At 69.6% G+C, this 24,520-nt stretch carries 25 protein-coding genes; 17 read left to right on the top strand and 8 right to left on the bottom strand.

Translation table 11 applies throughout. From position 1 onward, the window contains the following. The first annotated feature begins 75 nt into the window (after positions 1–75). Together ACZ6YV_RS43330 and ACZ6YV_RS43325 are read left to right on the top strand one after the other, a co-directional pair. The gene (locus ACZ6YV_RS43330; protein WP_465515222.1) at positions 76–441 is read left to right on the top strand and encodes a YciI family protein; all 366 of its coding nucleotides are present in this window, start codon (positions 76–78) and stop codon (positions 439–441) included. Next, positions 432–1,649 (top strand): RNA polymerase sigma factor, encoded by a 1,218-nt coding sequence (locus ACZ6YV_RS43325; RefSeq protein ID WP_465515221.1) that lies wholly within the window; start codon positions 432–434, stop codon positions 1,647–1,649. The genes ACZ6YV_RS43330 and ACZ6YV_RS43325 overlap by 10 nt, the downstream gene beginning before the upstream one ends. Here the strand turns inward: ACZ6YV_RS43325 and soxR are convergent. Then, positions 1,639–2,085 carry a redox-sensitive transcriptional activator SoxR gene (gene soxR / locus ACZ6YV_RS43320; RefSeq protein ID WP_465515220.1) on the bottom strand — a complete coding sequence of 149 codons (447 nt, stop codon included), beginning with the start codon at positions 2,083–2,085 and terminating at the stop codon, positions 1,639–1,641. The genes ACZ6YV_RS43325 and soxR overlap by 11 nt on opposite strands. A 52-nt stretch (positions 2,086–2,137) precedes the next feature. On the opposite strand from soxR, the gene ACZ6YV_RS43315 reads away from it, so the two are divergent. From ACZ6YV_RS43315 to ACZ6YV_RS43305, 3 genes are all read left to right on the top strand, one after another. Beyond that, positions 2,138–2,746: a hypothetical protein gene (locus tag ACZ6YV_RS43315; protein WP_465515219.1), complete on the top strand. Its 609-nt coding sequence runs from the start codon at positions 2,138–2,140 to the stop codon at positions 2,744–2,746. Next, a complete protein-coding gene (locus ACZ6YV_RS43310) occupies positions 2,743–3,567 on the top strand; it encodes an SDR family oxidoreductase (RefSeq protein ID WP_465515218.1) in 825 nt (274 codons plus the stop codon). Before ACZ6YV_RS43315 ends, ACZ6YV_RS43310 begins: the two co-directional genes overlap by 4 nt. Before the next feature lie 125 nt (positions 3,568–3,692). Further along, entirely contained in the window at positions 3,693–4,787 is a 1,095-nt protein-coding gene (locus ACZ6YV_RS43305) for a methyltransferase (protein WP_465515217.1), read from the top strand. On the opposite strand, the gene ACZ6YV_RS43300 is transcribed toward ACZ6YV_RS43305, so the two are convergent. Beyond that, on the bottom strand, positions 4,756–5,640 hold the full coding sequence (locus ACZ6YV_RS43300; RefSeq protein ID WP_465515216.1) for a LysR family transcriptional regulator: 885 nt from the start codon (positions 5,638–5,640) through the stop codon (positions 4,756–4,758). The two genes, ACZ6YV_RS43305 and ACZ6YV_RS43300, sit on opposite strands and share 32 nt — an antisense overlap. A gap of 70 nt (positions 5,641–5,710) precedes the next feature. Between ACZ6YV_RS43300 and ACZ6YV_RS43295 the strand changes: the two genes are divergently transcribed. Together ACZ6YV_RS43295 and ACZ6YV_RS43290 are read left to right on the top strand one after the other, a co-directional pair. Continuing rightward, on the top strand, positions 5,711–7,045 hold the full coding sequence (locus tag ACZ6YV_RS43295; protein ID WP_465515215.1) for an FAD-binding oxidoreductase: 1,335 nt from the start codon (positions 5,711–5,713) through the stop codon (positions 7,043–7,045). A gap of 97 nt (positions 7,046–7,142) precedes the next feature. Further along, entirely contained in the window at positions 7,143–8,324 is a 1,182-nt protein-coding gene (locus tag ACZ6YV_RS43290; RefSeq protein ID WP_465515214.1) for an acyltransferase family protein, read from the top strand. A 1-nt stretch (position 8,325) separates the two neighbouring features. Here the strand turns inward: ACZ6YV_RS43290 and ACZ6YV_RS43285 are convergent, their stop codons facing one another. From ACZ6YV_RS43285 to ACZ6YV_RS43275, 3 genes are read right to left on the bottom strand one after another with little or no spacing between them, the layout of a single operon-like run. Next, entirely contained in the window at positions 8,326–8,742 is a 417-nt protein-coding gene (locus tag ACZ6YV_RS43285; RefSeq protein WP_465515213.1) for a nitroreductase family deazaflavin-dependent oxidoreductase, read from the bottom strand. 36 nt (positions 8,743–8,778) lie between these two features. Further along, positions 8,779–9,129: a PLDc N-terminal domain-containing protein gene (locus tag ACZ6YV_RS43280; protein WP_378240186.1), complete on the bottom strand. Its 351-nt coding sequence runs from the start codon at positions 9,127–9,129 to the stop codon at positions 8,779–8,781. Between the two features lie 37 nt (positions 9,130–9,166). Next, positions 9,167–9,841 (bottom strand): cytochrome P450 family protein, encoded by a 675-nt coding sequence (locus ACZ6YV_RS43275; RefSeq protein ID WP_465515212.1) that lies wholly within the window; start codon positions 9,839–9,841, stop codon positions 9,167–9,169. Positions 9,842–9,913: 72 nt separating this feature from the next. Here ACZ6YV_RS43275 and ACZ6YV_RS43270 point away from each other — a divergent pair, with 72 nt between their 5' ends. After that, positions 9,914–10,759, top strand: a complete 846-nt coding sequence (locus ACZ6YV_RS43270; RefSeq protein ID WP_465515211.1) for a PaaX family transcriptional regulator — start codon at positions 9,914–9,916, stop codon at positions 10,757–10,759. Here ACZ6YV_RS43270 and ACZ6YV_RS43265 read toward each other — a convergent pair. After that, positions 10,756–11,154 carry a RidA family protein gene (locus ACZ6YV_RS43265; protein ID WP_465515210.1) on the bottom strand — a complete coding sequence of 133 codons (399 nt, stop codon included), beginning with the start codon at positions 11,152–11,154 and terminating at the stop codon, positions 10,756–10,758. The genes ACZ6YV_RS43270 and ACZ6YV_RS43265 overlap by 4 nt on opposite strands. Before the next feature lie 47 nt (positions 11,155–11,201). Here ACZ6YV_RS43265 and ACZ6YV_RS43260 point away from each other — a divergent pair, with 47 nt between their 5' ends. Both ACZ6YV_RS43260 and ACZ6YV_RS43255 read left to right on the top strand, forming a co-directional pair. Beyond that, positions 11,202–13,553 (top strand): bifunctional salicylyl-CoA 5-hydroxylase/oxidoreductase, encoded by a 2,352-nt coding sequence (locus ACZ6YV_RS43260; protein WP_465515209.1) that lies wholly within the window; start codon positions 11,202–11,204, stop codon positions 13,551–13,553. Next, on the top strand, positions 13,550–14,689 hold the full coding sequence (locus ACZ6YV_RS43255) for an acyl-CoA dehydrogenase family protein (RefSeq protein ID WP_465515208.1): 1,140 nt from the start codon (positions 13,550–13,552) through the stop codon (positions 14,687–14,689). The genes ACZ6YV_RS43260 and ACZ6YV_RS43255 overlap by 4 nt, the downstream gene beginning before the upstream one ends. On the opposite strand, the gene ACZ6YV_RS43250 is transcribed toward ACZ6YV_RS43255, so the two are convergent. Then, positions 14,664–16,058: a GH1 family beta-glucosidase gene (locus tag ACZ6YV_RS43250; RefSeq protein WP_465515207.1), complete on the bottom strand. Its 1,395-nt coding sequence runs from the start codon at positions 16,056–16,058 to the stop codon at positions 14,664–14,666. The two genes, ACZ6YV_RS43255 and ACZ6YV_RS43250, sit on opposite strands and share 26 nt — an antisense overlap. A gap of 98 nt (positions 16,059–16,156) precedes the next feature. On the opposite strand from ACZ6YV_RS43250, the gene ACZ6YV_RS43245 reads away from it, so the two are divergent. Both ACZ6YV_RS43245 and ACZ6YV_RS43240 read left to right on the top strand, forming a co-directional pair. Next, positions 16,157–17,419: an ROK family protein gene (locus tag ACZ6YV_RS43245; RefSeq protein WP_465515206.1), complete on the top strand. Its 1,263-nt coding sequence runs from the start codon at positions 16,157–16,159 to the stop codon at positions 17,417–17,419. A 162-nt stretch (positions 17,420–17,581) separates the two neighbouring features. Beyond that, entirely contained in the window at positions 17,582–18,823 is a 1,242-nt protein-coding gene (locus ACZ6YV_RS43240) for a family 16 glycosylhydrolase (RefSeq protein ID WP_465515205.1), read from the top strand. A 52-nt stretch (positions 18,824–18,875) separates the two neighbouring features. Here the strand turns inward: ACZ6YV_RS43240 and ACZ6YV_RS43235 are convergent, their stop codons facing one another. Next, a complete protein-coding gene (locus ACZ6YV_RS43235; RefSeq protein WP_465515232.1) occupies positions 18,876–19,538 on the bottom strand; it encodes a GntR family transcriptional regulator in 663 nt (220 codons plus the stop codon). 191 nt (positions 19,539–19,729) lie between these two features. On the opposite strand from ACZ6YV_RS43235, the gene ACZ6YV_RS43230 reads away from it, so the two are divergent. From ACZ6YV_RS43230 to ACZ6YV_RS43210, 5 genes are read left to right on the top strand one after another with little or no spacing between them, the layout of a single operon-like run. After that, the gene (locus ACZ6YV_RS43230; protein ID WP_465515204.1) at positions 19,730–20,977 is read left to right on the top strand and encodes an MFS transporter; all 1,248 of its coding nucleotides are present in this window, start codon (positions 19,730–19,732) and stop codon (positions 20,975–20,977) included. A gap of 26 nt (positions 20,978–21,003) precedes the next feature. Next, a complete protein-coding gene (locus tag ACZ6YV_RS43225; RefSeq protein ID WP_465515203.1) occupies positions 21,004–21,798 on the top strand; it encodes a putative hydro-lyase in 795 nt (264 codons plus the stop codon). 14 nt (positions 21,799–21,812) lie between these two features. Beyond that, positions 21,813–22,571, top strand: a complete 759-nt coding sequence (locus tag ACZ6YV_RS43220) for a LamB/YcsF family protein (protein WP_465515231.1) — start codon at positions 21,813–21,815, stop codon at positions 22,569–22,571. After that, on the top strand, positions 22,571–23,176 hold the full coding sequence (locus ACZ6YV_RS43215; protein ID WP_465515202.1) for a 5-oxoprolinase subunit B family protein: 606 nt from the start codon (positions 22,571–22,573) through the stop codon (positions 23,174–23,176). Before ACZ6YV_RS43220 ends, ACZ6YV_RS43215 begins: the two co-directional genes overlap by 1 nt. After that, positions 23,173–24,033: a 5-oxoprolinase subunit C family protein gene (locus tag ACZ6YV_RS43210; RefSeq protein ID WP_465515201.1), complete on the top strand. Its 861-nt coding sequence runs from the start codon at positions 23,173–23,175 to the stop codon at positions 24,031–24,033. Before ACZ6YV_RS43215 ends, ACZ6YV_RS43210 begins: the two co-directional genes overlap by 4 nt. Positions 24,034–24,520 lie beyond the last annotated feature (487 nt).

Here is a 24,520-nt window from a genome sequence, read left to right as displayed (position 1 = left end):
TTCGCGCCACTGTCGAATCGGCGCGACGCCCTTCGTATAGGGGGTGACAAGCCGCTTCGACGTCAGGAGGACGCCATGACCCAGTACCTGATCAGCCTCTACCAGCCCGACGGTCCCGTCCCGCCGCCGGAATTCCTCGAGCCGATCGCGCGCAAGATCCAGGCGCTGAACGAGGAGATGAAGGCCGCGGGCGCCTGGGTGTTCGCCGGCGGGCTGCACCCGCCGACCACGGCGACCGTGCTGCGGGCCAAGGAGAACGGCGAGATCGCGATGACGGACGGCCCGTACGCCGAGGGCAAGGAGCACCTCGGCGGGTTCACCATCGTCGAGGCGCCGGATCTGGACGCCGCGCTCGCATGGGGCCGCCGGGTCACCGAGATCACCTACCTGCCCGTCGAGGTCCGGCCGTTCCAGGGCGAAGAAGGCCCTTCGTGCGTCTGACCACCGAGGAGATCGGCCGGGTCTTCACCCAGGAGTACGGCCGCTCGGTGGCTGTCCTGGTCCGCGTCTTCGGCAGCATCGACCTCGCCGAAGACGCGGTCCAGGACGCCTTCGCCGCGGCGGTGGACCGGTGGCCGTCCACCGGTCTGCCGCCGAGCCCGGCGGGCTGGATCATCACGACCGCCCGCAACAAGGGCATCGACAAGCTGCGCCGGGAAGCCGCGCGCGACGACAAACACGCCCAGGCCGCGCTGATGAGCGCCGGTGACGAACCAGCCGAGGAGGGACCTGTGCGCGACGATCGCCTACGACTGATCTTCACCTGCTGCCACCCCGCGCTGGCCGTCACCGCGCAGGTCGCGCTGACGCTGAAACTGCTGGGCGGGCTGACCACCGGCGAGATCGCGCACGCGTTCTTCGTCCCCGAGACGACGATGGCGCAGCGGCTGGTCCGCGCGAAGGGCAAGATCCGCGACGCGAAGATCCCTTACCGCGTCCCGGAAGACGCCGACCTGCCGGACCGGCTGCGTTCGGTGCTCGCCGTGATCTACCTCGTGTTCAACGAGGGCTACACGGCCAGTTCGGGCGAACGCCTGGTGCGGGAGGACCTGTGCGCCGAGGCGATCCGGCTCGGCAGGCTGCTGACCGGTCTCATGCCCGACGAACCGGAGGCCACCGGGCTGCTGGCGCTGATGCTGCTCACCGAGTCCCGCCGGGCCGCCCGCACCGGCGCGGACGGCGACGTCGTGCTGCTGGCGGACCAGGACCGGTCGCGGTGGAGCCGCGAGCTGATCACCGAAGGGCAGGAACTCGTCCGCGCCTGCCTGCGGCGGAACCAGCCCGGGCCGTACCAGATCCAGGCGGCGATCAACGCCGTCCACAGCGACGCCGCCGACCCGAGGAGCACGGACTGGTCGCAGATCGTCCGGCTGTACGACCTGCTGCTGACGATGAACCCGACCCCGATCGTCGCGCTCAACCGCGCCGTCGCGGTGGCCGAAGTGGACGGCCCACAGGCGGCGCTCGCCGTGATCGACGACCTGGAGCTGGAGGAATACCACCTCTACCACGCCATCCGCGCCGATCTGCTGCACCGGCTCGACCGTCCGGCGGAGTCGGCGCGGGCCTACGAAACCGCGATCCGGCGCGCGGGGAACAGCGCGGAACGCCGGTTGCTGGAACGGAAACTGGCCGCGGTCAGTCCGTGATCAGCCGTGCCGCGCCGGGCCCCTTCGCCGCGAGGACGTCACCGGGATTCACCAGCACGCACTGCTCGAAGGACAGGCAGCCACAGCCGATGCATTCGGTGAACCTGTCGCGCATGCACTCCAGCTGCTCGATGCGCTTGTTGAGTTCCGCGCTCCAGCAGGCGGAGGCGCGCCGCCAGAACTCGTGATCCGGCGCGGCGCCCTCCGGCAGGAGGTCGAGCACGCCGCCGATCACCTCCAGCGGGATGCCGAGGTGGTGCGACGCGCGGACGAAAGCGACCAGGCGGAGCGTGGTGCGGGGGTAGCGGCGCTGGTTTCCGCTGGTCCGCCTGCTGCTGATGAGGCCCTGACGCTCGTAGAACCGCAGGGCGGAGGTGGCGACGCCGCTGCGCCGCGACAGCTCCCCGATGGTGAGTTCGGACGGCAGTTCGGACATGCGCCCCAGCCTAGCTTGACTTAAACCCTTGTTTAAGTTTCATGCTGGAGGCATGACAGCACAGGGGACCTCCGAGACGACCATCCACAAGGAACAGTGGCCGACGCCGAACGAGGAGACGGTCGCGGTGGCGCGGGAATGGCCGGGCGCCGACGCGGCGCGAGCGGCGTTCAAAAGCCACGACGGGCTCGTTTCCTTCACCGCTTACGAGGGTGTCGGCCACGACGGCGCCTTCACCTACGAGCAGTGGACCAGCGAAGACGCGATCGAGAACCTCGATGGCGCACCGGTGTACCGCCTCTACCGCGGGCAGCGCGGCGAGGGGACGCCCGGCGTGCTCGTGGTCGTCTCGGTCGAATTCGACCGAGACGACGAGCGGCAGCAACGAGAGTGGGTCGACTTCGTCTTCGAGGCGATGGCGTCCGAGCCCAACCTGCCGGGAGGCGGGATCGGCGGGTTCTTCCACCTCAGCACCGACGGCCGCCGGATGCTGAACTACGCCGAATGGACCAGCGCGGAGGCGCATGTCGCCGCGCTGGAAGCGCCTGGTGACGCCGGGATCGGCACCACCGACGCCTGGCTGAAAGTGCGCAACCACCCGGGGCTGAAGTCTTCCGTGGTCAAGCGGTACCGCCCGGTCTTCTCGGCGGTGACAGCGTGAAGCCGATCCTGGTCGCCGGAGCGACGGGCAACGTCGGTTCGCAGGTAGTCGCCCAACTGCGGGCACGGGACGTCCCGGTCCGGCCGCTGAGCCGGAACCCGCCGCCGGACGGTGTCCGCGGCGACCTGACGAAACCCGAAACGATCGCGCCGGCGCTCGACGACGTCGACACGGTGTTCCTGATGCTCGCCGGATCCGCCGAAGCACTGGTGCCCACCGTGTCACTGCTCGGTGAGCGGGTGAAGCGCGTGGTGTTCCTTTCCTCGGGTGCGGTCGACGATTCCCTGGCGGAGCAGGACAACGCCATCGGCGCCTGGCATCGCACCGTCGAGGAGGCGATCGAAGCGGCGGGCGTGGAGTGGACTTTCCTGCGGCCGCACGGATTCGCGGCCAACACCCTCGGCTGGGCGCCCGCGATCCGCGCGGACGGCGTCGTCCGCGGCGCGTACGGCGAGGCGTCGATGCCGCTGATCCACGAGAAGGACATGGCCGCGGTGGCCGTCGAGGCGCTGACCGGTGACGGGCACGCCGGGGCGAAGTACTCGCTCACCGGCACACAGTCGATGACGCAGATCGAGCAGGTCCGGATCATCGGCGAGGCCGCGGGCCGTCCGGCGCGCTGGGAGGAGATCCCGGTCGAAGAAGCACGCGCGGCCCTGCTCACGAAGATGCCGGACTTCATCGTCGACACCATGCTGGGCGGGATGCGGGGCCTGCTGACGGCACCGGGCCCGGTCACCTCGACCGTCCAGGACGTCACCGGCAGGCCGGGACTGGACTTCGAGGTCTGGGCGGCCGAACACGCCGGCGAGTTCCGGTAAACTCGGGTCCGTGTCGACACCGGTTCATGCCGCGGCGGTCCGCTAGCCGCCGTTCCTGAAATCGCCCCCCACGGAGCAACGCCCGCGGGGTCTCTTCGCCGCGGGCGGAAACAGGAACGGAAACCATGAACCCACTGTCCACAAAGGACGGTGGTCGGCGCTGGCTGACCACCGTCTCCGCTTCACCGCCTCGAACCGTCGTCACCATCGACGACGGGACCACCGCCGACGAGGCTTTCCGGCTCGCCGCGGCCGGCACCGGCCTCGCCTGGCACGGCGACTTCCCGAACGCGCGGAACCTTCTCTCCGCGATGTCCCGTCGCTGCGGCACAGCGGCCGGGAAACCCTTCCAGGACCAGCGGAACCATCAGGCACGCCGGGCGCGGATCCTCGGCAGGCTGCTGGTCCCGCTGGATCCGGGGCACGTCCTGCCGCTCCGGCGCGGACCCGACGTGCGGGTGGCCTGCGCCGAGGTCTACGGGCCTTCCGAAACCCCGTCGCTGGTGTCGCTGCGCGAACTGCTCGGCGTCGTCGGCGCGCACGAATGGCGGGTGAAGGGCGTCGAAATCCCGGCGCTCGGCGCGAAGATCCATCCGCACCACGGGGTCTTCTCCCCCGTCCGCGGCGAGTACGTCGATCTGGTGGCGAGAACTCCGTTGCCCACGAGGGAACTGGCGTTCGACATCGGCACCGGGACCGGCGTGCTCGCCGCGGTCCTCGCCCATCGCGGCGTCGAACGAGTGGTGGCGACGGACAACGAGCCTCGCGCGCTCGCCTGCGCGCGCGAGAACTTCGAACGCCTCGGTTTCGGCGGCCTCGAAACCCTTGAGGCGGACCTGTTCCCGCCCGGCCGCGCGCCGCTGGTCGTGTGCAACCCGCCCTGGCTTCCCGCCCGGGCGCACACCCCGCTCGAACGCACCGTCTACGACCCGGGAAGCCGGATGCTGCACGCGTTCCTGGACCGGTTGCCCCGGCATCTCGCCCCCGGCGGGGAGGCCTGGCTGATCCTCTCCGACCTCGCCGAACTCCTGGGCCTGCGCACACGCGGGCAGCTTCTCGCCGCGTTCGAGCGGTCCGGCCTCGAAGTACGAGGCCGGGAGGGCATCCGGCCGAGGCATCCGCGCGCCACCGATCCGGGCGATCCGTTGCATGACGCCCGCGCGCGGGAGGTGACATCGCTCTGGAGGCTCACAACGCGAGCAGCGCCCGCGCCTGACTGACGAACACGCGGGCGGCGGGGCTGACCGGCCCCTCCGTCCGCCAGGCCAGCGCCAGTTTCGCCCGCAGCCCGGCCGGTCGCGTGATCTCCATGGCGTGCAGTTCCGTGTAGTGCGTCGCCAGCGACATCGGCACCACGGCGACGCCGAGCCCGCGCCCGACCAGCTGGGCGACGACGTTCGGGTCGCCCGCCTCCAGCGTCACCCTCGGCTGGGCGCTGTCGGAGAGGAAGGCCGCGTCGACGATCGCGCGCATGCCGGTGCCCTTCGGCAGGCTGACCAGCGAGCGGCTTTCCAGCTCCGACAGCGTGATCGTGGCGTGCGCGGTGAGCGGATCCTCCGGACCGGAGACGGCGACGAGCGGTTCGTCGAGGACGACCTCGAGACCGATCCCCGGCGGTGGTTCGCCGGAGACCCCGATCAGCGCGATGTCGAACCGGCCGTCGGCGACACCGGCGAGCAGGACGTCGGAGGTCGCCTCGGCGAGCGTGATGTCCACGGCGGGATGGCGTTCGTGGAAACGCGCGAGCAGATCCGGCAGGTTGACCGGACCGCGCGAGGACACCATGCCCATCGCGACCTGGCCGCGGACCAGCCCGGCGAGGTCGTCGACCGCCTGCCGAACCCCGGCGACGGCGGCGAGCGCGGCCCGCGCGTGCGGCAGCGCGGCCGCACCGACCTCGGTCAGCCGCACCGCACGGGCCGACCGATCGAGCAGCGGCTGGCCGAGTTCGCGTTCGAGACGGCGGATCTGGGCGCTGACCCCGGGCTGCGCGACGTGCAGCCGCTCGGCGGCCCGGGTGAAGTTCGCTTCCTCGGCCACCGCGACGAAGTATTCGAGCTGACGCAGTTCCATAACCGATGATTATAGTTGCCAGACAAACCAGATCTTGGACTTCTGGCCGGATCGGGCTCAAGCTGGTGTCATGACCACAATGCTCCGCTCCGGCGACTCCGGTTACGACAACGAACTCGCCGGCTTCCAGACCGCCGTGCCCCGTCGTCCCGACGTCATCGTGGCCGCCGCTTCGGCCGCCGACGTCGTCGAGGCCGTCCGTTACGCCGGCGAGCACGATCTCCCGATCGCCGTCCAGTCGACCGGGCACGGCGTGGGCGTCCCCTTCGAGGGCGGCGTGCTCGTCACCACCCACCGGATGACCGGGATCCGGATCGACGAGGGGATCGCGCGGGTCGACGCGGGCGTGCGCTGGGGTGCGGTCATCGAAGCGGCCGCCGAGCACGGGCTGGCGCCGCTGAGCGGCTCCTTCCCCGGCGTCGGCGTCGTCGGCTACACCCTCGGCGGCGGGTTCAGCCTGCTCGGCCGCAAGTACGGCCTGGCCGCCGACCAGGTGACCGCGATCGAGGTCGTGACCGCCGACGGCGAACTCCGCCGCGCCACCCCGGACACCGAACAGGACCTGTTCTGGGCGCTGCGCGGCGGCCGCGACAACTTCGGGATCGTCACCGCGCTCGAATTCCGGCTCGTCCCGGTCACCCGGCTGTACGGCGGCAGCCTCCAGTTCGGCACCGGATCACTGGCCACGGTGCTGCGCGCCTGGCGCGACTGGGCGGCGGAGATGCCGCGCGAGATGACGTCGTCGCTGGGCATGGTCCCGATGCCGGACCTGCCGATGGTGCCCGAGCCGCTGCGCGGGCAGCACGTCGCGCAGATCCGGATCGCCTATCTCGGCGACGCCGCCGAGGGCGAACGCCTGGTCGCCCCGCTGCGCGCCGCCGCCGAACCGCTGGCCGACACGCTCGCCGAGATCCCGTTCACCGAATCGGGCAAGATCGCGAACGAGCCGCCGTTCCCGCACGGCTACCGCGCCGACAACGCGACCGTGTCCGAACTCAACGACACGATGCTCGACGCGATCCTCGAACACGCCGGACCGGGCGCCCCGGTGCCGACCGTGGTCCTGCTGGACCTCCTCGGCGGCGCGCTGTCCGACCTGCCCGAACACCCCGGGGTCGGCTGGGACCGCGAAGCCGGCTTCACCGTCCGGACACTGTCCGTAGTGGACGACGCCTCGCCCGCCGAGATCAACGCCGCCCACGGGAAGCTGTTCGACGTCCTGAAGCCCTGGTCGACGGGCAAACTGCTGACCTTCGTCTACGGCGAGAGCGGCGCGTCCGAGGAAGCGTCCAAGGTGTACTCCCCCGCGGACCTGCGGCGTCTCGCCGAGGTCAAGGCGGCCGTCGACCCGGCGAACCGTTTCCGGCTGACGCACAACGTCGAACCGGCGCGTGACGCTGGGTGATCTCCGGAATCCGCTGGTCGAGGGCCTCCATCCGGGGCGAAGGCGCAGTGGGCGGCACCCGTATACTTCCGGGCCGATACCGCCATTAGGGGGCACTGTGCGCACTTTGGACCATGACGAGTTCCTCGCCATGCGTCGGTTCCCCGCGCTCGACGGGCTGCGCGCGATCGCGGCCACCATCGTGATCCTCTTCCACTTCGCGGGTCCGAAGTGGAGCTGGCTTTCCGGCTGGGTCGGTGTCTACATCTTCTTCGTGCTGTCCGGTTTCCTGATCACGACGCTGCTGCTGCGTGAGCAGGACCGGACGGGCCGGATCTCGCTTTCGGCGTTCTACCTGCGCCGGGTGTTCCGGATCCTGCCGCCGTACCTGGTGATCCTCGGCGGGATCGTCGTTTTCGTGTGGCTGCGCGGCGAGTTCTTCACCCGCGAGCTTCCGCACGCGCTGAAGTACTACCTGACCTTCTTCAACGAGTTCCTGCCCGGCAGCACACCGAACGGCCCGGACAACTTCTTCAGCGGTTCGTGGACGCTGGGCATCGAGGAGAAGTTCTACCTGGTCTGGCCGTTCCTGCTGGTGGTCGCGGGCGCCGTCGGCCTGGCCGCGGCCTGGCGCAAGCTCGCGCTGGCGTTCGCCGCGTTCGCGCTGATGGCCGGGCTGGTCGGGGTCACCAGCGGCTGGGTGCTCAACGGGCCGCAGGTGCCGATCTACCGGTCGACGGTGCACTACGCGATCCTGCTGATCGGCTGCGTGCTGGCGATCGCGATGCACTACCGCCGGTCCTACGCGGTGATCAAACCGCTGACCCACCCGCTCGCGGCGATCCCGGTGTTCGGCGCGTTCGCCCTGCTGCACGTCAACATGGAAAGCCTGTGGTGGGAGACCGGCAGCAACCTGGGCCTGCTGATCGCCTACGGCCTGCTCTCGGCGATGTTGCTGGTCGTGCTGGTCTCGCCGGGGCCGCTGCGCTGGCTGCTGGCGACGAAGGTGATGCGGTTCGTCGGTGAGCGCTCGTACTCGCTCTACCTGCTGCAGGGCCCGGTGCACTTCGCCGTTGTCGCGGCGATCCCGCCGCTGGGCGAGCACCGGATGATCAGCGCGCTGACCGTGTTCGCGGCCGGGCTCGGGATCGCGGACCTGATCCACCGCTGGGTGGAGCAGCCGATGATCCTCGTCGGCAAGAAGCTGATCGCGCGCCGCCAGGAGCGCAAGGCACTGCGCGCGGCCGAAGCCGAACTCAAGCGGCCGAGCGTCGTCGAAGCTCCCAGCGGCGCGCGCTGACTCAGCGCGAGATCGTGACGACCGGGATCACCCGGTCGGTCTTCTTCTCGTAGTCGGCGAAGCCCGGCATGACGCTGACCAGCTTGGCGTAAAGACGGTCACGCTCGGCGCGGTCTTCGAGCACGACCGTCGCGGTCGCTTCGAACTTCTCCGTGCCGATCTCGATGGTGACCTTCGGGTTCGCCACGATGTTGTGGTACCAGGCCGGGTTCTTGTCCGATCCGGCGAACGACGCGGCGATGAGGTACTTGCCGTCTTCTTCGCCGAACGCGAGCGGCGAGGTGCGCGGCTCGCCGCTCTTCGCCCCCGTGGTGGTGAGGAGCAGGAGGGAGCCGCCCTCGAACATGCCGCCCACCTTCCCCTCGTTCTCACGGAATTCCTTGATGATGTTCCGGTTCCAGTCCAGCGGGTCGGTCATTCGTCCTCCAGTGTCGATCTTCTCGCCGAGGTTACGTCAGTCCTCGCGGGCCTTGCGGCGCTGCGCTTCGGCGCGTTCCCGGCACTTGCGCAGGAACTCCTCGTCGTCATCGGCGCTCGTCGCGGCGAAGCGGCCCGGCCTGTCGTACTCCGGGAACGCCGGCGACTCACGTTCGTAGCGGCCGCGCGGGGCTCGGGCGGCGTGCTGCGGGCGACCGGCGACGAGCCAGACGATGGAGCCGACGAGCGGGACGATCAGCACCAGCAACAGCCACATCGTCTTGGGCAGGTTGCGACACGATCCCTCGTCCGTGGTGATCACGTCGACGATGCAGAAGATCCACAGGCCGAGGGTGATAACGCCGAATAAGCCATTGAAATACAGCATCGAAAATCTCCCCAGTTCCGGATTGCCGGGGTAAGTATTAGCACAGGAGGACGTCGAGAATTCCCGCGGCCACACCCAGCGCGTGCGCCTGTCCCGGGCATTGCTTGGGCCCTGCTCCGAACGGCCGTTTCGTCAGGTCCACCTCGACCACAGCACCGTTGACCCACCTTCGGGTGATCCGGACCGGAGGGTCCTCGCGCAGGACCCGGTCGAGCAGGCTCGCGGCGTCCTCACCGGGCCGGTGCGCGGCCAAGGCCTTGCCGAGCAGCTTGGCCGTCGCGTCGCAGGCCTGCACCAGGAGCCCGATCCGCGCGGCCGTCCGCTCGTCGACGTCACCGCCGCAGGCCTCGATCAGGCGGCGCATGGCTTCTTCGGCGTCGGGCCCGGTTTCGGTGTGCGGGTGATAACTCGCGGAAACCGTTGCGATGTCGCGGGAAACGTCCGGCAAACCCAGTTCGGCGGCCAGGACGGCGACCGGGACCGTCCACAGGATCCGCTCCACAGGCTCGTCCCGCATCGCCCTGGTGAGCGCGAAAGCCTTCTCCCGCAAGGACCCCATCGGCGCGAGCTCGGTGAGCACGAGCGCCCTCCGCCGGGCGTGGTCCTCCGGGCGGCTGAACCGGGCGACGTTCGCCCGCAACCACCGGACACCACCCGGCTCGACGTCCTGGGGCACCGGCGGGACGGGGGCTTCGATCAGCGGATTCTCCATACCGTGACGCTAAGTGCGGAACGCTTCGGTCACGGCCGAAATGTGAGCTCACCGGCGTTGTATGGTGACCGGGTGACGGTCGTGTCGGAGGCAACCGAAGTCGACGGCGCGGGGCGAACGGCGCAGCCGCGCCAGTTGATCGTGACCGTGTACGGCCTCTATTCGCGAGGTGAGGGCGGCTGGCTTTCGGTCCGTTCCCTGATCGACCTGCTGGCGGGCGTGGACGTCGAGGAACCAGCCGTCCGGTCGTCGATCTCCCGGCTGAAACGGCGCGGGATCCTTTCCGCGGTACGCCGCAACGGCGCGGCCGGATACGAACTTTCCGAAACCGCGCTGGCGATCCTGCGCGAAGGCGACGAGCGGATCTTCCGCCGCGAACGCGCCACCCCCGGCGACGGCTGGCTGCTCGCGGTGTTCTCCGTCCCGGAGGCCGAAAGGCACAAAAGGCATGTTCTTCGCACGCAGCTCGCCCGGCTCGGTTTCGGGACCGCGTCGTCCGGCGTCTGGATCGCGCCGTCGCATCTGCGTGACGCGACCTCCGACATGCTGCGGCGGCTCGAACTGGAGGGGTACGCCGACCTTTTCCACGCCGAGCACCTCGCGTTCGGCGACGTGCGCGAGAAGATCCGCGACTGGTGGGACCTCGACCAGCTGGAAACGCTGTACACCGCGTTCCTCGACGAGCACGCGTCCGCGCTCCGGCGCTGGCAGCGGCGCAAGACCACGGACGAGGCCGAAGCGTTCGCCGACTACGTCCGGGTGCTGACCGACTGGCGGCGGCTGCCGTACCTCGACCCTGGCCTGCCCGCCGAACTGCTGCCGCCGGGCTGGGCCGGGATCCGGGCCGCGGACCTGTTCTTCACGCTGCACTCGCGGCTCGGCGAGGCCGCGGCCGCGCACGTCTCGCGCACGCTTTAGACCACAGCGAAGCCCTGTACCTCGACCAGGGCTTCGACGTCCCAAAGCCGGCTGACGCCGATCCCCGCCATCGCGGGGTACTCGCTCCCGGCCAGCCGCTTCCACACCGCGCCGATCTCGCGCGCGTGGGCCTTGTAGTCGTCCATGTCGACGATGTAGATGGTCACGCTGCACAGGTCCGCCGGCTCCCCGCCCGCCGCGCGCAACGCGGTGAGCAGGTTGGACAGCGCGCGTTCGAACTGCTCGACCACGCCGTCGCCGACGATGCGGTTCTCCGCGTCCAACGCCGTCTGACCGGCGAGGAAGACGAACCGACCGCTCGCCGCGACAGCGTGCGAGAAGCCGGAGGGACGGCCGAGCTCGGGCGGGTTGATGCGCTCCATACGGGTCAGCATATCCCGTATCGTTGACGGTCGTACATACCGCGACATACCCTGGGCGAGTGCGTATCGCGGTGTTAGGCGGCGGCCCGGCGGGGCTCTACTTCGCCACGCTGGCGAAACAGCTCCATCCCGATCACGAAATCACCGTCTGGGAGCGCAACGCGCCCGACGACACGTTCGGGTTCGGGGTGGTGTTCTCCGACGAGACCCTCGGCGGGATCGAGCACGCCGATCCGGTGATCCACGCCGCCATGCGGCGCGAGTTCGCGCGCTGGGACGACATCGACGTCCACTTCCGCGGCACGGTGCACACCTCGGGCGGACACGGGTTCGCCGCGATGAGCCGCAAACGGCTGCTCGGCCTCCTCCAGGAACGCTGCGCGGAACTGGGCGTGGACGTGCGGTTCCACACCGAGGCGCCGAGCGCGGCCGAGGCGAGCGCCGAGTACGACCTCGTCGTCGCGGCCGACGGCGTCAACTCGCCGACCCGCAACGCCCTCGCCGAGAGCTTCCGGCCGAGCCTGCAGACCAGGCGCTGCAAGTACATCTGGCTCGGCACGGACCTGGTCTTCGACGCCTTCAAGTTCCACGTGCTCGAAACCCCGCACGGGATCATGCAGATCCACGGCTACCCGTACAGCGACACCGCGAGCACGTTCATCCTCGAACTGCACGAGGACGTCTGGCAGCGCGCGTTCGGCGAGATCGCCGCGACCTCGCTGGCGCCGGGCGAAAGCGACGAGAAGTCGATCGAGGTCATTCGCGAGCTGTGCGCGGACGTCCTCGGCGATCACCAGGTGTTCGCCAACAACTCGAAGTGGACAGCGTTCGCCACCGTGCGCTGTGCGAGCTGGCGGCACGAGAACGTCGTCCTGCTCGGCGACGCCGCGCACACGGCACACTTCTCCATCGGCTCCGGCACGAAACTCGCCATGGAGGACGCGCTCGCGCTCGCCGCCTGCCTGCACGAGCAGTCTGATATGGACAGTGGACTGCGGGCGTACGAAGCCGAACGCCGCCCCGTCGTCACCTCGACCCAGCGCGCCGCACAAGCGAGCCTGGAATGGTTCGAGAACATGGGGCAGTACACCCATCAGGATCCGGCGCAGTTCGCGTTCAACATCCTCACCCGCAGCCGCCGGGTCACCTACGACAACCTGCGGCTGCGCGACCCCGAATTCGCCGCCGAACTGGACACCTGGCTGGCGTCCACTTTGGACTCCGAGGTCCGGCCGCCGATGTTCCAGCCGTTCCGGATCGGAAACCTGGATCTGCCGAACCGTGTCGTCGTCTCGCCGATGGACATGTACTCCTCCGAAGACGGCGTCCCGACCGATTTCCACTTGGTGCATCTGGGAAGCAAGGCGCTCGGCGGCGCCGGCCTGGTGATGACCGAGATGGTCTGCGTCTCCGAAACCGGCCGGATCACCCCCGGCTGCGGTGGCCTGTACACCTCCGAGCAGGAACAAGCCTGGGCCAGGGTCACCGATTTCGTCCACGGCAACACGCCCGCGCGGATCGGTGTCCAGCTCGGCCATTCCGGGCGCAAGGGCTCGACGAAACTCATGTGGGACGGCATCGACCAGCCACTGTCGGAGGGAAACTGGGAGATCTGCGGCCCGTCCGCGATCCCGTACAGCGAAGCGAACCAGACCCCGCGCGAACTCACGGTCCCCGAGCTGGCGGAGATCCGGGACCAGTTCGCGGAATCCGCCCGTGCCGCCGCGCGCGCCGGATTCGACCTCCTCGAACTCCACTGCGCGCACGGCTACCTCCTGTCGTCGTTCCTCTCCCCGCTGACGAACCGGCGCACCGACGAATACGGCGGCTCACCGGAGAACCGGCTGCGGTTCCCGCTCGAAGTCTTCGACGCCGTCCGCGCGGCGTGGCCCGCGGACCGGCCGATGACGGTCCGCATCTCGGCGACCGACTGGTACGACGGCGGTGTCGACGTCGACGAGGCCGTCGAGATCGCCCGCGCTTTCGCCGAGCACGGCGCGGACGGCATCGACGTGTCGACAGGTCAGGTGGTCAGCGAGGAGAAGCCCGAGTACGGCCGCAGCTACCAGACGCCGTACGCCGACAGGATCCGCAACGAGATCGGGCGCGAGTACGGGGTCGCGGTGATCGCCGTCGGCGCGATCTCCTCCTACGACGACGTCAATTCCCTCATCCTGGCCGGCCGCGCGGATCTCTGCGCGCTCGGCCGGACCCATCTGTACAATCCACAGTGGACACTGCACGCCGCCGCCGAACAGGACTACCCGATGCCGTGGCCGAAGCAGTACGCGGCGGGCAGCCGGAAACCGCAGGGCGGCCGCACCGACGGCCCGAAGCCGCGGCTGGAACTGTTGCGCTCGGGGGAATCCGGCACCGCGCACGCCCGCTGGCGACCTGGGAGCGACCGATGACCGCCTTCGCACTGAGCCCGGAACAGCAGGCTTTCGCCATGGAGGTCCGGCGGCTGGGCGCCGAGAAACTGCGCCCGCTGGCCGAATCCGGCACCGAAGGCGCGGTCAACCGGCCGCTGCTGAAGGAAATGGGCGCGCTGGGCCTGCTCTCCCGGCTGTTCCCCGGCACCGAAGTCGGCAGCCCGAGCCGGGAGGCCGCCGCGACGGATCTCTGCATCCTGCGCGAGTCGCTCGCGAGCCAGAGCACCGAGGCCGAGACAGCGCTGGCACTGCAGGGTTTGGGCACGTATCCGGTGCTGCAATCGGGACAGGACTCGCAGGTCTCGAAGTGGGTCCCCGCCGTGGCCGCGGGTGACGCCGTCGCCGCTTTCGCGCTCACCGAGCCGAACGCGGGCTCGGACGCGGCCGCGCTGGAACTCTTCGCCGAGCCCGACGGCGACGGCTGGCGCCTCACCGGCGAGAAGATGTGGATCTCCAACGCCCCCGAGGCCGACTTCTACAGCGTTTTCGCCCGCACCACCCGGGAGGCGGGCTCGCGCGGCGTCTCCGCGTTCGTCGTCCCCGCCGACCGCGCCGGCCTTTCGGGCGAACACCTCGACCTGGTCAGCCCGCACCCCATCGGCACGCTCGTGTTCGACGGCGTCCGGGTCGAGCGGGAGGAACTGCTCGGCGAACCGGATCGCGGGTTCGGCGTCGCCATGCGGACCCTGGACCTGTTCCGGCCGAGCGTCGGCGCGTTCGCCGTCGGGATGGCGCAGGCAGCGCTCGACGCCGCCGTCGCCCATTCCCAGACCCGGGTCGCGTTCGGCGGGCCGCTGCTGCGGCAGCAGACCGTGGCGCACACGCTCGCCGAGATGGCGACCCGCACCGAGGCGTCGCGCCTGCTCGTCTACGCCGCGGCCGCCGCCTACGACGCGGGCGAGCGGAACCTCGCCGGGCGCGCCGCGATGGCGAAACTGTTCGCCACGGAGACGGCCCAGTACGTCGTCGACTCGGCCGTGCAGATCCACGGCGCGCGGGCGCTGCGGCGCGGGCACCTGCTCGAACACCTCTACCGCGAGGTCCGGGCGCCGCGGATCTACGAAGGCGCGTCCGAAGTCCAGCGGACGATCATCGCCCGTTCGCTGACTTCTTGACCCGCTCGACGATGTCGCGGTAGGCCAGCCCGCTCTGCTTGATCGTCCGCGCCTGCGTCTCGCGGTCGACCCGTACCAGCCCGAGCCGTTTGGCGTAGCCGTAGGCCCATTCGAAACTGTCCAAAAAGGACCAGGCGAAGTAGCCGCGAACGTCCGCGCCCTGCTGCCGTGCGGCGGCCGTGGCGGCGATGTGCGCGGACAGGTACGCGGCGCGGTCTTCGTCGCGGACGAAGCCGGTCTCGTCGGGGACGTCGGCGAACGCGGCGCCGTTTTCGGTGACGTAAAGCGGCAAACCGGGATAATCCCGGTTGATCCGGACGAGCAGTTCGGTGAGCTTGTGCGGCAGGATCTCCCACCCCAGCACCGTAGACGGCGCCCCGAACGGGACCTTGCGGAACGACGGCATCCCGAAGTGCTCCACCGCGTTCCCGTTCTCCTCCACCCCGGAGTAGCGCGACCCGAAGTAGTAGTCGACGCCGACGAAGTCGAGCGGCGCGGCGATGATCGACGGATCCCACGGCTCGGACGGCAGGCGGATGCCCTGCCGCGCGAGATCTTCGAGGACGTCCTCCGGGTACCGGCCGTGCACGAGCGCGTCGAGGTAGAACCGCGTCCCGAGCCCGTCCTCGAACCGGGCGGCCTCGCGGTCGGCCTCGCTGGGTGTCGCCGGGTCCGCGGTGCTCAGGTTGAGCGTGATGCCGAACTTCGTCCCGGACGGCGCGAGTTCCCGCATCCGCCGCACGGCGAGACCGTGGCCGAGCAGCAGGTGATGCGCCGCCGCCATGCCCGCCTTCGCGTCCCGGCGGCCGGGCGCCATCACCCCGTGGACGTACCCGTGCATGGCCGTGCACCACGGCTCGCTCAGCGTGGTCCAGTGGCGGACACGGTCGCTCAGCCGCTCGAACACGAGCATCGCGTAATCGGCGAAACGGACAGCGGTATCGCGCGCGGGCCAGCCACCGGCGTCTTCGAGATGCTGCGGCAGATCCCAGTGGTACAGCGTCAGCCACGGATCGATGCCGTTGTTGAGCAGCTCGTCGACCAGCCTGTCGTAGAAGGCGATTCCGGCGGGGTTGACGCCGCCGCGCCCGCGCGGCTGCACCCGTGACCAGGAAACGGAGAACCGGTAGGTGTCGACGCCGAGTTCCTTCACCAGCGCGATGTCGGCGGGCATCCGGTGGTAGTGGTCGCAGGCGACCTCGCCGGTGTCACCGTTGTCGACCGACCACGGCGACTGGGCGTAGGTGTCCCAAATGGACGGTGTTCGTCCGTCTTCGGCGACCGCGCCTTCGATCTGGTACGCCGAGCTGCCGACCCCCCATCGGAAGCCGGACGGCAGGGTGCCGATGAGCTCGTCTTCCCCCGTCATGACACCCCTCCTTTCCCGCTCGCCCGCCTTATTTCACCAGTTAATACATGGCAGAGGCTAAGGTCGTGGGGCATCCTGGAAAGGTCCGCCGCCATAAGATGGGTATCCGCATGCCTGCCAAGCGCACCACCGTCCGTGACCTGCGGCGGCACAACCGTTCCCTCCTGCTGTCGAAACTCTACTTCGACGGCCCGCTCAGCCGCCACGAATTGAGCGGTCTGACCGGATTGAGCGCCGCGACCGTCAGCAACGTGACCGCAGAACTCGGCGAAGAACGCCTCATCACCGAAGCCGGACTGGTCGAATCCGACGGCGGCAGGCCACGTGTCCTGCTCCGCGTCGACCCGGCGTATGGCCACGTCGCCGGCGTCGACATCGGCGAGACCGGCGTGAAGGTCGAACTGTTCGACCTCACCATGAACAGGCTCGCCACCGTCGAACATCCCCTCGCCTCCCCGCGGCCGGACGCGGCCGCCGCCGTCACCCAGGTGGCGTCCGGACTCCGGGAAGTCATCACGGAATCCGGCATCGACGAGGCGACCGTGCTCGGCGTGGGCGTCGGCGTCCCCGGCACCGTCGAACAGGGCGCCATCAAACAAGGCGGGGCGCTGCGCGTGCACGCGCCCACCATCGGCTGGAAAGAGGTCCCGCTGACCGATCTCCTGCGCGCGGAGGGTGTCACGCTGCCGTTGTTCATCGACAACGGCGCGAAAACCCAAGGCCAGGGCGAAATGTGGTTCGGCGCCGGTCGCGGCGCGCGGCACGCGGTGATAGTCCTCATCGGGTCCGGCGTCGGCGCGGCCGTGGTCACCGACGGCACCACCTACCGGGGCTCCACCAGCAGCGCGGGCGAATGGGGCCACACCACGATCGTCTACGGCGGGCAGGAATGCCGCTGCGGATCGCGCGGCTGCCTTGAGTCCTACGTCGGCGCGGAGGGTGTCCTCGCCCGGTATCGCAAGGCACGCGGCGGAAAGACCACCTCGGACGAGGACGAGCAGACGCAGTTCGCCGCCCTGCTGGAATCGGCGGGCAAGTCGAAGGCCGCGGCCAAGGTGCTGGAGGAGACGGCGGGCTACCTCGGCGCCGGGATCGGCAACCTCGTCAACCTGTTCAACCCGGAGCGGATCGTGCTGGGCGGCTGGGCCGGGCTCGCGCTCGGCGAGCAGTACCTGCCCGAGATCCGGCGCGTGGCGGGCGAGCACGCGCTTGCCCACGTGTTCGACCAGACCGAGATCGAACTCGGCCGGCTCGGGCCGGACGCCGTCGCCATAGGAGCCGCCACCCTCCCGGTCGCCGCCCTCCTGGACCAGGGCGCGGACCCGCGGACAGCCGGGTCGAAGCGCGGGACGGCCGCCTGAGCCTTAATTCGAGGTTAAAAAATACCTCACCACACACCTTGTCGCAGTGGTTGAGACCATGCATACTTTGTTGTCAGGCACAACAAAGTGGTTCTGCCAGCGCTTTCCGTTCTCTCGCGCGCCCGCCGCGCGGGGTCCCCAACGGTCAGAGAGGCGACAACGATGTCCATCTCTTCACGCTTCCGCAGCGTTGTTCAAAGGAGCGCGGCGCTCCTCGCCGCCGGCGTCCTGATCGGGTCGCTCCCGGCGATCGCCCAAGCCCCTGCTTCCGAAGCCGCGGTGATGGCCGCGACCTTCACCGACGACTTCAACGGCGCCGCCGGCGCGGGTATCGACACCTCGAAGTGGCATTTCGAGACCGGCGACAACGTGAACAACCACGAGCGGCAGTGGTACACGTCCGGGACGGACAACGCGGCGCTCGACGGCCAGGGCAACCTGGTCATCACCGCGAAGAAGGAGAACCCCGGCAACTACAACTGCTGGTACGGGCGCTGCGAGTACACCTCCGCCCGCCTGTCCACGCAGGGCCAGTTCACCCAGACCTACGGCCGGTTCGAAGCTCGGATGAAACTGCCGCGCGGGCAAGGGATGTGGCCCGCGTTCTGGATGCTCGGCGCCGACATCGGCAACGTCGGCTGGCCCAACAGCGGCGAGATCGACATCATGGAGAACGTCGGCTTCGAGCCGAACACGGTGCACGGCACCCTCCACGGCCCCGGCTACTCCGGCGCGGGCGGTATCGGCGCGGGCTACAACGGCCCGAACTTCTCCGACGACTTCCACACCTACGCCGTCGACTGGGCGCCGAACCAGATCAAGTGGTACGTGGACGGGAACCTCTACCAGACGCGCACCCCCGCCGACCTCAACGGCAACCGCTGGGTCTTCGACCACCCCTTCTACCTGATCCTGAACCTCGCCGTCGGCGGCTACTGGCCGGGTGACCCGAACTCGAGCACCGTCTTCCCGCAGCGTCTCGTGGTCGACTACGTGCACGTCAACTCCAGCGACACGGCCGGGAACACCGGGCGGATCACCGGCATCGGCGGCAAATGCGTCGACGTCGCCGCCGCGAACAGCTCCGACGGCACCCCGATCCAGATCACCGACTGCAACGGCAACGCCGCGCAGAACTGGACCGTCGGGAGCGACGGCACGATCCGCGCGCTCGGCAAGTGCCTGGACGTCTCCGGCGGCGGGACCGCGGACGGCACGGCCGTGCAACTGTGGGGCTGCAACGGATCCGGCGCGCAGAAGTGGGCCGTCAGCGGCGCGCGCGACATCGTGAACCCGCAGGCGAACAAGTGTCTCGACGCCGCCGGGAACAGCTCGGCGAACGGGACCCGGCTCCAGATCTGGACCTGCGGCGGTGGCGCGAACCAGAAGTGGGTCACCCCGTAAAGCTCGCGTTTCGTCCTCTGAACGCGGTAGTTCGCACCCTGAACTACCGCGTTCAGTCCTCTGAATGCGTTTGGGAGCGTTCGGCGTAGGCCTCGACGAGCTGGTTTTCGGCGTCGGTGAGGTACTGCACGAGGAGCTTTTCGGCGCCCATGCCGTCGCCGGCCTCGATGCGCTCGAGGATCTCCGCGTTGCGCTTGAGGTACGGCTCGTGGAAGCGCCGCGGGTCGGCCATCATGTGGAACACCAGCCGCAGCTCGGCGAGGATGCCGCGCATCAGCTCGTCGATCCGTTCGCTTTCGCCGAGTCCCGCGAGCGCCGAGTGGAACCGGATGTTCGCGGTGCCGAGGTCCTGCCAGCGCTCACTCCGCTCGGCGAGCCTGCCGTCCTCGACCATCCGCGCGAGCTTCGCGTACGCCGGCGGCTTCTCCGTCACCGCTCGCACCGCCGAGCACTCGACGACCTTGCGCACCTTGTAGAGGTCGACGACGTCCTCGACCGACAGCATCCGCACGAAGACGCCGCGGTTGAGCTCATGGGTCAGCAGCCGTTCGTGCGTGAGCAGCCGGAACGCCTCGCGCAGCGTGTTCCGGGAGACGCCGAGCGCCGAGCCGATGTCCTGTTCCGACAGCCGCACGCCGGGCAGGAAGAACCCTTCCGCGATGCGCGTGCGGAGCACGCCCGCGACCCGCTCGGCGGTGCTGGTGCGGCTGATCATGTCTCGGTCCGCTTCGAGTCCTCGCACCGCTGCAGGACCACCCTCCGCGATCGTCACGTGACCGATCCTACCTACGCACAAGAGGTCAAGCCAGGGATCCCCTTGTGGAATTGTTGAACAATACCTACAGTGCTGTAACCGGCTAACCGTGTGACCCATGCCACGATGAGATCCACCCCCTGGAGGTGCCGATGGACGCGACAGCCACCACCGAAGAAGACACACGTCCCTTCGCCTGGTTCCGCACGCTCGGTTCGCGAGGCCGCCGGGCCTTCGTCGGCGCGTTCGGCGGGTACGGGCTCGATTCGTTCGACTACCAGACCCTGCCGCTGGGCTTGGCCGCGATCACCGCCTACTACGGACTCTCCGGCGGCGAGGCCGGCCTCCTCGGCACGACGACGCTGGTGGTCTCGGCGATCGGCGGCATCGGCGCGGGTGTCCTGGCCGACCGCATCGGCCGCGTGCGCACCCTCCAGATCACCATCGCGATGTACACGGTCTTCACCGTGCTCTGCGGGTTCGCGCCGAACTTCGAGACGCTCCTGATCTTCCGCGCCCTGCAGGGTCTCGGCTTCGGCGGCGAATGGGCCGCCGGCGCCGCGCTGGTGGCGGAGTACTCGCAGGCGCGCTACCGCGGCCGGACGGTCGCCTTCGTCCAGAGCGCCTGGGCGGTCGGCTGGGCACTGTCGGTCGTCGTCTACACGGTGGTCTTCAGCCTGTTCAGCCCGGACATCGCGTGGCGCGTGATGTTCTGGACCGGTGTCATCCCGGCGCTGCTGGTGCTGTGGGTCCGGCGGAACGTCCAGGACGCGCCCGTCGCGGAGGCCGCCCGTGCGAAGAAGAAGGAACGTGGTTCGTTCAAGGGCATCTTCAAGCCGGACCTGCTGCGCACGACGCTCTTCGCCGCGCTGCTCGCGACCGGTGTCCAGGGCGGTTACTACACGCTCGCGACCTGGCTGCCGAGTTACCTCAAGACCACCCGCGGCCTCACCGTCATCGGGACCGGCGGCTATCTCGCGTTCCTGATCTCCGGTGCCTTCATCGGCTACATCACCGGCGGCTATCTCACCGATCTCTTGGGGCGCAAGAAGACGTTCCTGCTGTTCTCGGTGCTGTCGGCCTGTCTCATCATCGCCTACACGCAGATCCCGGCGGGCGCGAACACCCTCGTGCTGTTCCTCGGCTTCCCGCTCGGGTTCTCGATGTCCGCGATCTTCAGCGGGTTCGGCGCTTTCCTCGCGGAGCTGTACCCGTCGGCGCTGCGCGCGACCGGGCAGGGCTTCACCTACAACCTCGGCCGGGCCATCGGCGCGACCTTCCCCGCCGTGGTCGGTTTCCTCGGCGCGGGCGGGGCGATGGTGTTCGGTGCGGTCGGCTACGGCATCGCCGCGCTGGCGCTGCTCGGCCTGCCCGAGACTCGCGGCCGCGAACTCCTGTAGCGACAATCGGAAGAGGAGGCACCGCGATGACCACTTTCGACGAACCGGCGACGTTGTCCCCCGGCGAGGCCCGCGCCCTGTTCCGCGCGGGCGCGGCCCGCCCGACCACCGGCTGGGCGAACGGGTTCACCCAGACCAACCTGATCGCCGTCCCCGAGGACTGGGCCTACGACGTCCTGCTGTTCTGCCAGCGGAACCCGCGGCCCTGCCCGGTACTCGACGTCAGCGATCCCGGCGACCCGTCGACACGGCTGGCGCCCGGCGCGGACCTGCGCACCGACCTGCCGCGCTACCGCGTCTGGCAGAACGGCGCGCTGTCCGGTGAGGTCGCGGACGCGAGCGGATTGTGGCGCAGCGACATGGTCGCGTTCTCGATCGGCTGCAGCTTCACCTTCGAATCGGCGCTGGCCGCCGAAGGCATCCCCCTGCGGCACGTCGACCAGGGCCGCAACGTGGCGATGTACGTGACGAACCGCGAGTGCGTCCCGGCCGGGCGGCTGCACGGGCCGATGGTGGTCTCGATGCGGCAGATCCCCGAAGACCGCGTCGACGGCGCCGTGCGCGTCACCCGCGGGATGCCCGCCGTGCACGGGGCGCCCGTACACATCGGCGACCCGGCCGCGCTCGGCATCGCCGATCTCGGCAAGCCCGATTTCGGCGATCCGGTCGACGCGGAACCCGGTGACGTACCGGTGTTCTGGGCGTGCGGCGTGACCCCGCAGGCGGCGCTGATGGCCTCGCGGCCGCCGTTCGCGATCACGCACGCGCCGGGCTACATGTTCGTGACCGACAAACTCGACACCGAGTTCAAGGTGGCCTGATGGATCTCAACGGCATGGACCTCAACAGTGATCTCGGCGAGGGTTTCGGCGCCTGGAAAATGGGCGACGACGACGCCATGCTCGACATCGTCACCAGCGCGAACGTCGCCTGCGGATTCCACGCCGGTGACCCGTCGGTGATGCGGCGCGTCTGCGAACGCGCGGTGATGCGGGGCGTCGTCATCGGCGCCCACGTCGCCTACCGCGATCTCGCCGGGTTCGGGCGGCGGGCGATGGACGTCGCCCCCGACGACCTGGCCGACGACGTGCTGTACCAGATCGGCGCGCTCGACGCGTTCGCCCGCGCGGCGGGGACACGGGTGCGGTACGTCAAGCCGCACGGGGCGTTGTACAACACCGCCGCGGTGGATCCGGAGCAGGCGGCCGCGGTGGTCGAGGCGATCCGGCGGTTCCATCCCACGCTCGCGCTGCTGTGCCCGCCAGGGTCGGAAATGGCCAAGCAAGCCGAAAAGGCCGGGTTCCTCGCGTACGCCGAAGCATTCGCGGACCGCGCTTACACAGCGGAAGGCCTTCTGGTCTCCCGGAAACTGCCAGGCGCCGTGCTCCACGACGCCGACGAGGTCGCCGACCGGGCGGTCACGATGGCGACCACCGGCAAGGTCGTCGCCGTCGACGGGACCGAGCTGGCCCTTCGGCCGAACTCGCTCTGCGTGCACGGCGACACGCCTGGCGCAGTCGAACTGGCACGACGGATCCGCGCGGGGCTCAGCGCGTCCGGTGTCCACATCGGATCCTTCCTGGAGGCCGCGTGATGCGGGTTCTGCCCTACGGGGCGCGTGCGGCCATGGTCGACTTCGACGACCCGTCGGAGGTGCTCGGGCTGCACGCGTCACTGGAGCAGGACCCGCCGGACGGCGTCATCGAACTGGTCCCCGCCGCGCGGACCCTGCTCATCCGATTCGACCCGGGCCGGACCCACCACGACAGGCTCGCCGGTGACGTCCTCGATCGGTCCACAGTGGACGTCGCGCCACGCGAAGCCGCCGAGATCGTCGTCCCGGTGCGCTACGACGGCCCGGACCTCGCCGACGTCGCGGCCGCCACCGGTATGTCGGCGGAAGCCGTCGTCCGGCGCCACGAAGACGGCACCTACGTCTCGGCGTTCTGCGGCTTCGCACCGGGTTTCGCCTACCTGACCGGCCTCGACCCCGCACTGCACCTGCCGCGCCGGGCGAGCCCGCGCACCCGGGTGCCCGCCGGCTCGGTCGCGATCGCGGGTGAGTACACGGCGGTGTACCCGAACGCCTCCCCCGGCGGCTGGCAGCTGATCGGGCGGACCACGCTGCCGGCGTGGGACGTCGAACGGGAGCCGCCGAACCTGCTGGCGCCGGGAACGCGGATCCGGTTCACTTCATGACCGCGAAGATCGAAGTGGTCCGCCCCGGGGCTTTCGCCACCGTGCAGGATCTCGGGCGCCCCGGCCTGGCCGCGATCGGCGTCGGCCGGTCCGGCGCCGCCGACCGCGGTTCGCTGCGGCTGGCGAACCGGCTGGTCGGGAACCCCGAGAGCCACGCCGCCCTGGAGGTCGTCCTGGGCGGCCTCGTCCTGCGGTTCTCGGCACCGGCGACCGTCGCCGTCACCGGCGCGCCGTGCTCGATCACCGTCGGGACGCGGGCCGTTGGCCCCTACTCGCCGATTCCGGTGGGCCCCGGCGACGAACTCGTTCTCGGTACGGCCTCCCAAGGTCTGCGGTGCTATGTCGCGGTGCGCGGCGGCATCGACGTCCCTCCTGTGCTCGGTGCGCGGGCGACGGACACCCTCGGCAAGCTCGGCCCACCCGCGCTCTCGGCCGGGATGACCTTGCCGGTGGGGCAGCGGGTGCTGGCCCACCCTGGTGTGGATCTCGCCCCTCGTGCTCCGCTGCCCGATGTGCCGATTCTGCGGGTCACTCCGGGGCCGCGGGTTCCGTGGTTCGTTCCCGGCGCACTGTCCACTTTGGTCTCCTCTGATTACGTCGCCACCGCCGACGTCGATCGGGTGGGCGTGCGACTCGATGGCCCCGCACTCTCGCGGGCGCGAGACGGCGAGTTGCCGCCCGAGGCCGCCGTGCCCGGTGCGTTGCAGGTTCCTCCTTCGGGGCAGCCGATCCTTTTCCTCGCCGACCATCCGGTGACCGGGGGCTATCCGGTGATCGCGGTGGTCGAGGAAGCGGATCTGGATCTGGCCGCGCAGGTGCGGCCGGGGCAACGGGTGCGGTTCCGGCTCGTTGGGTGACGCAGGTAGTCGACTACTTGCGGAGGCGGTCGACCTATGTCCTGAGGTGCATGGTGTTGCGCCTCGGTTGTCCGGCCGGGTCGAGGTAGGCAGGGGCGGTGAATTCGGGGAGGCCGTCTTGGCGAAAGCTTTCGCAACACCCCTCCCCATCAGGCCGCGCCGGGCCGGGTGGTCGTGAGTGGCGAAGGGGGTTATTGAGGGGTAGGGCAAAGGTGTCGGGTCGACGAGGGCGTGCGGTGTCACTCAGGGTGATTGGTGTGTGGAAATAGGGACGCTCAACGTCCCTATTTCCACACACCCCCTCAAGTCTCTCTGAGCGGCCCGGCCGTCGTGACCGGTCCGGTCACGACGGGACTGTGTTGGCCGAGAAGCCGGTACCGATCGACCAATCAGGCCGTGTCATGACAACCGTGTAAGCCATGGATGGACCAAGATCGGGTCGTCGAACGCGACCCAGAAGGGCTCCATCTGTGACCGAGAACACATC

The sequence above is a fragment of the Amycolatopsis sp. NPDC102522 genome, assembly GCF_055584485.1.
The sequence above is the reverse complement of the archived record's forward strand: the minus strand, read 5'-3'. Positions and strand labels throughout refer to the sequence as shown.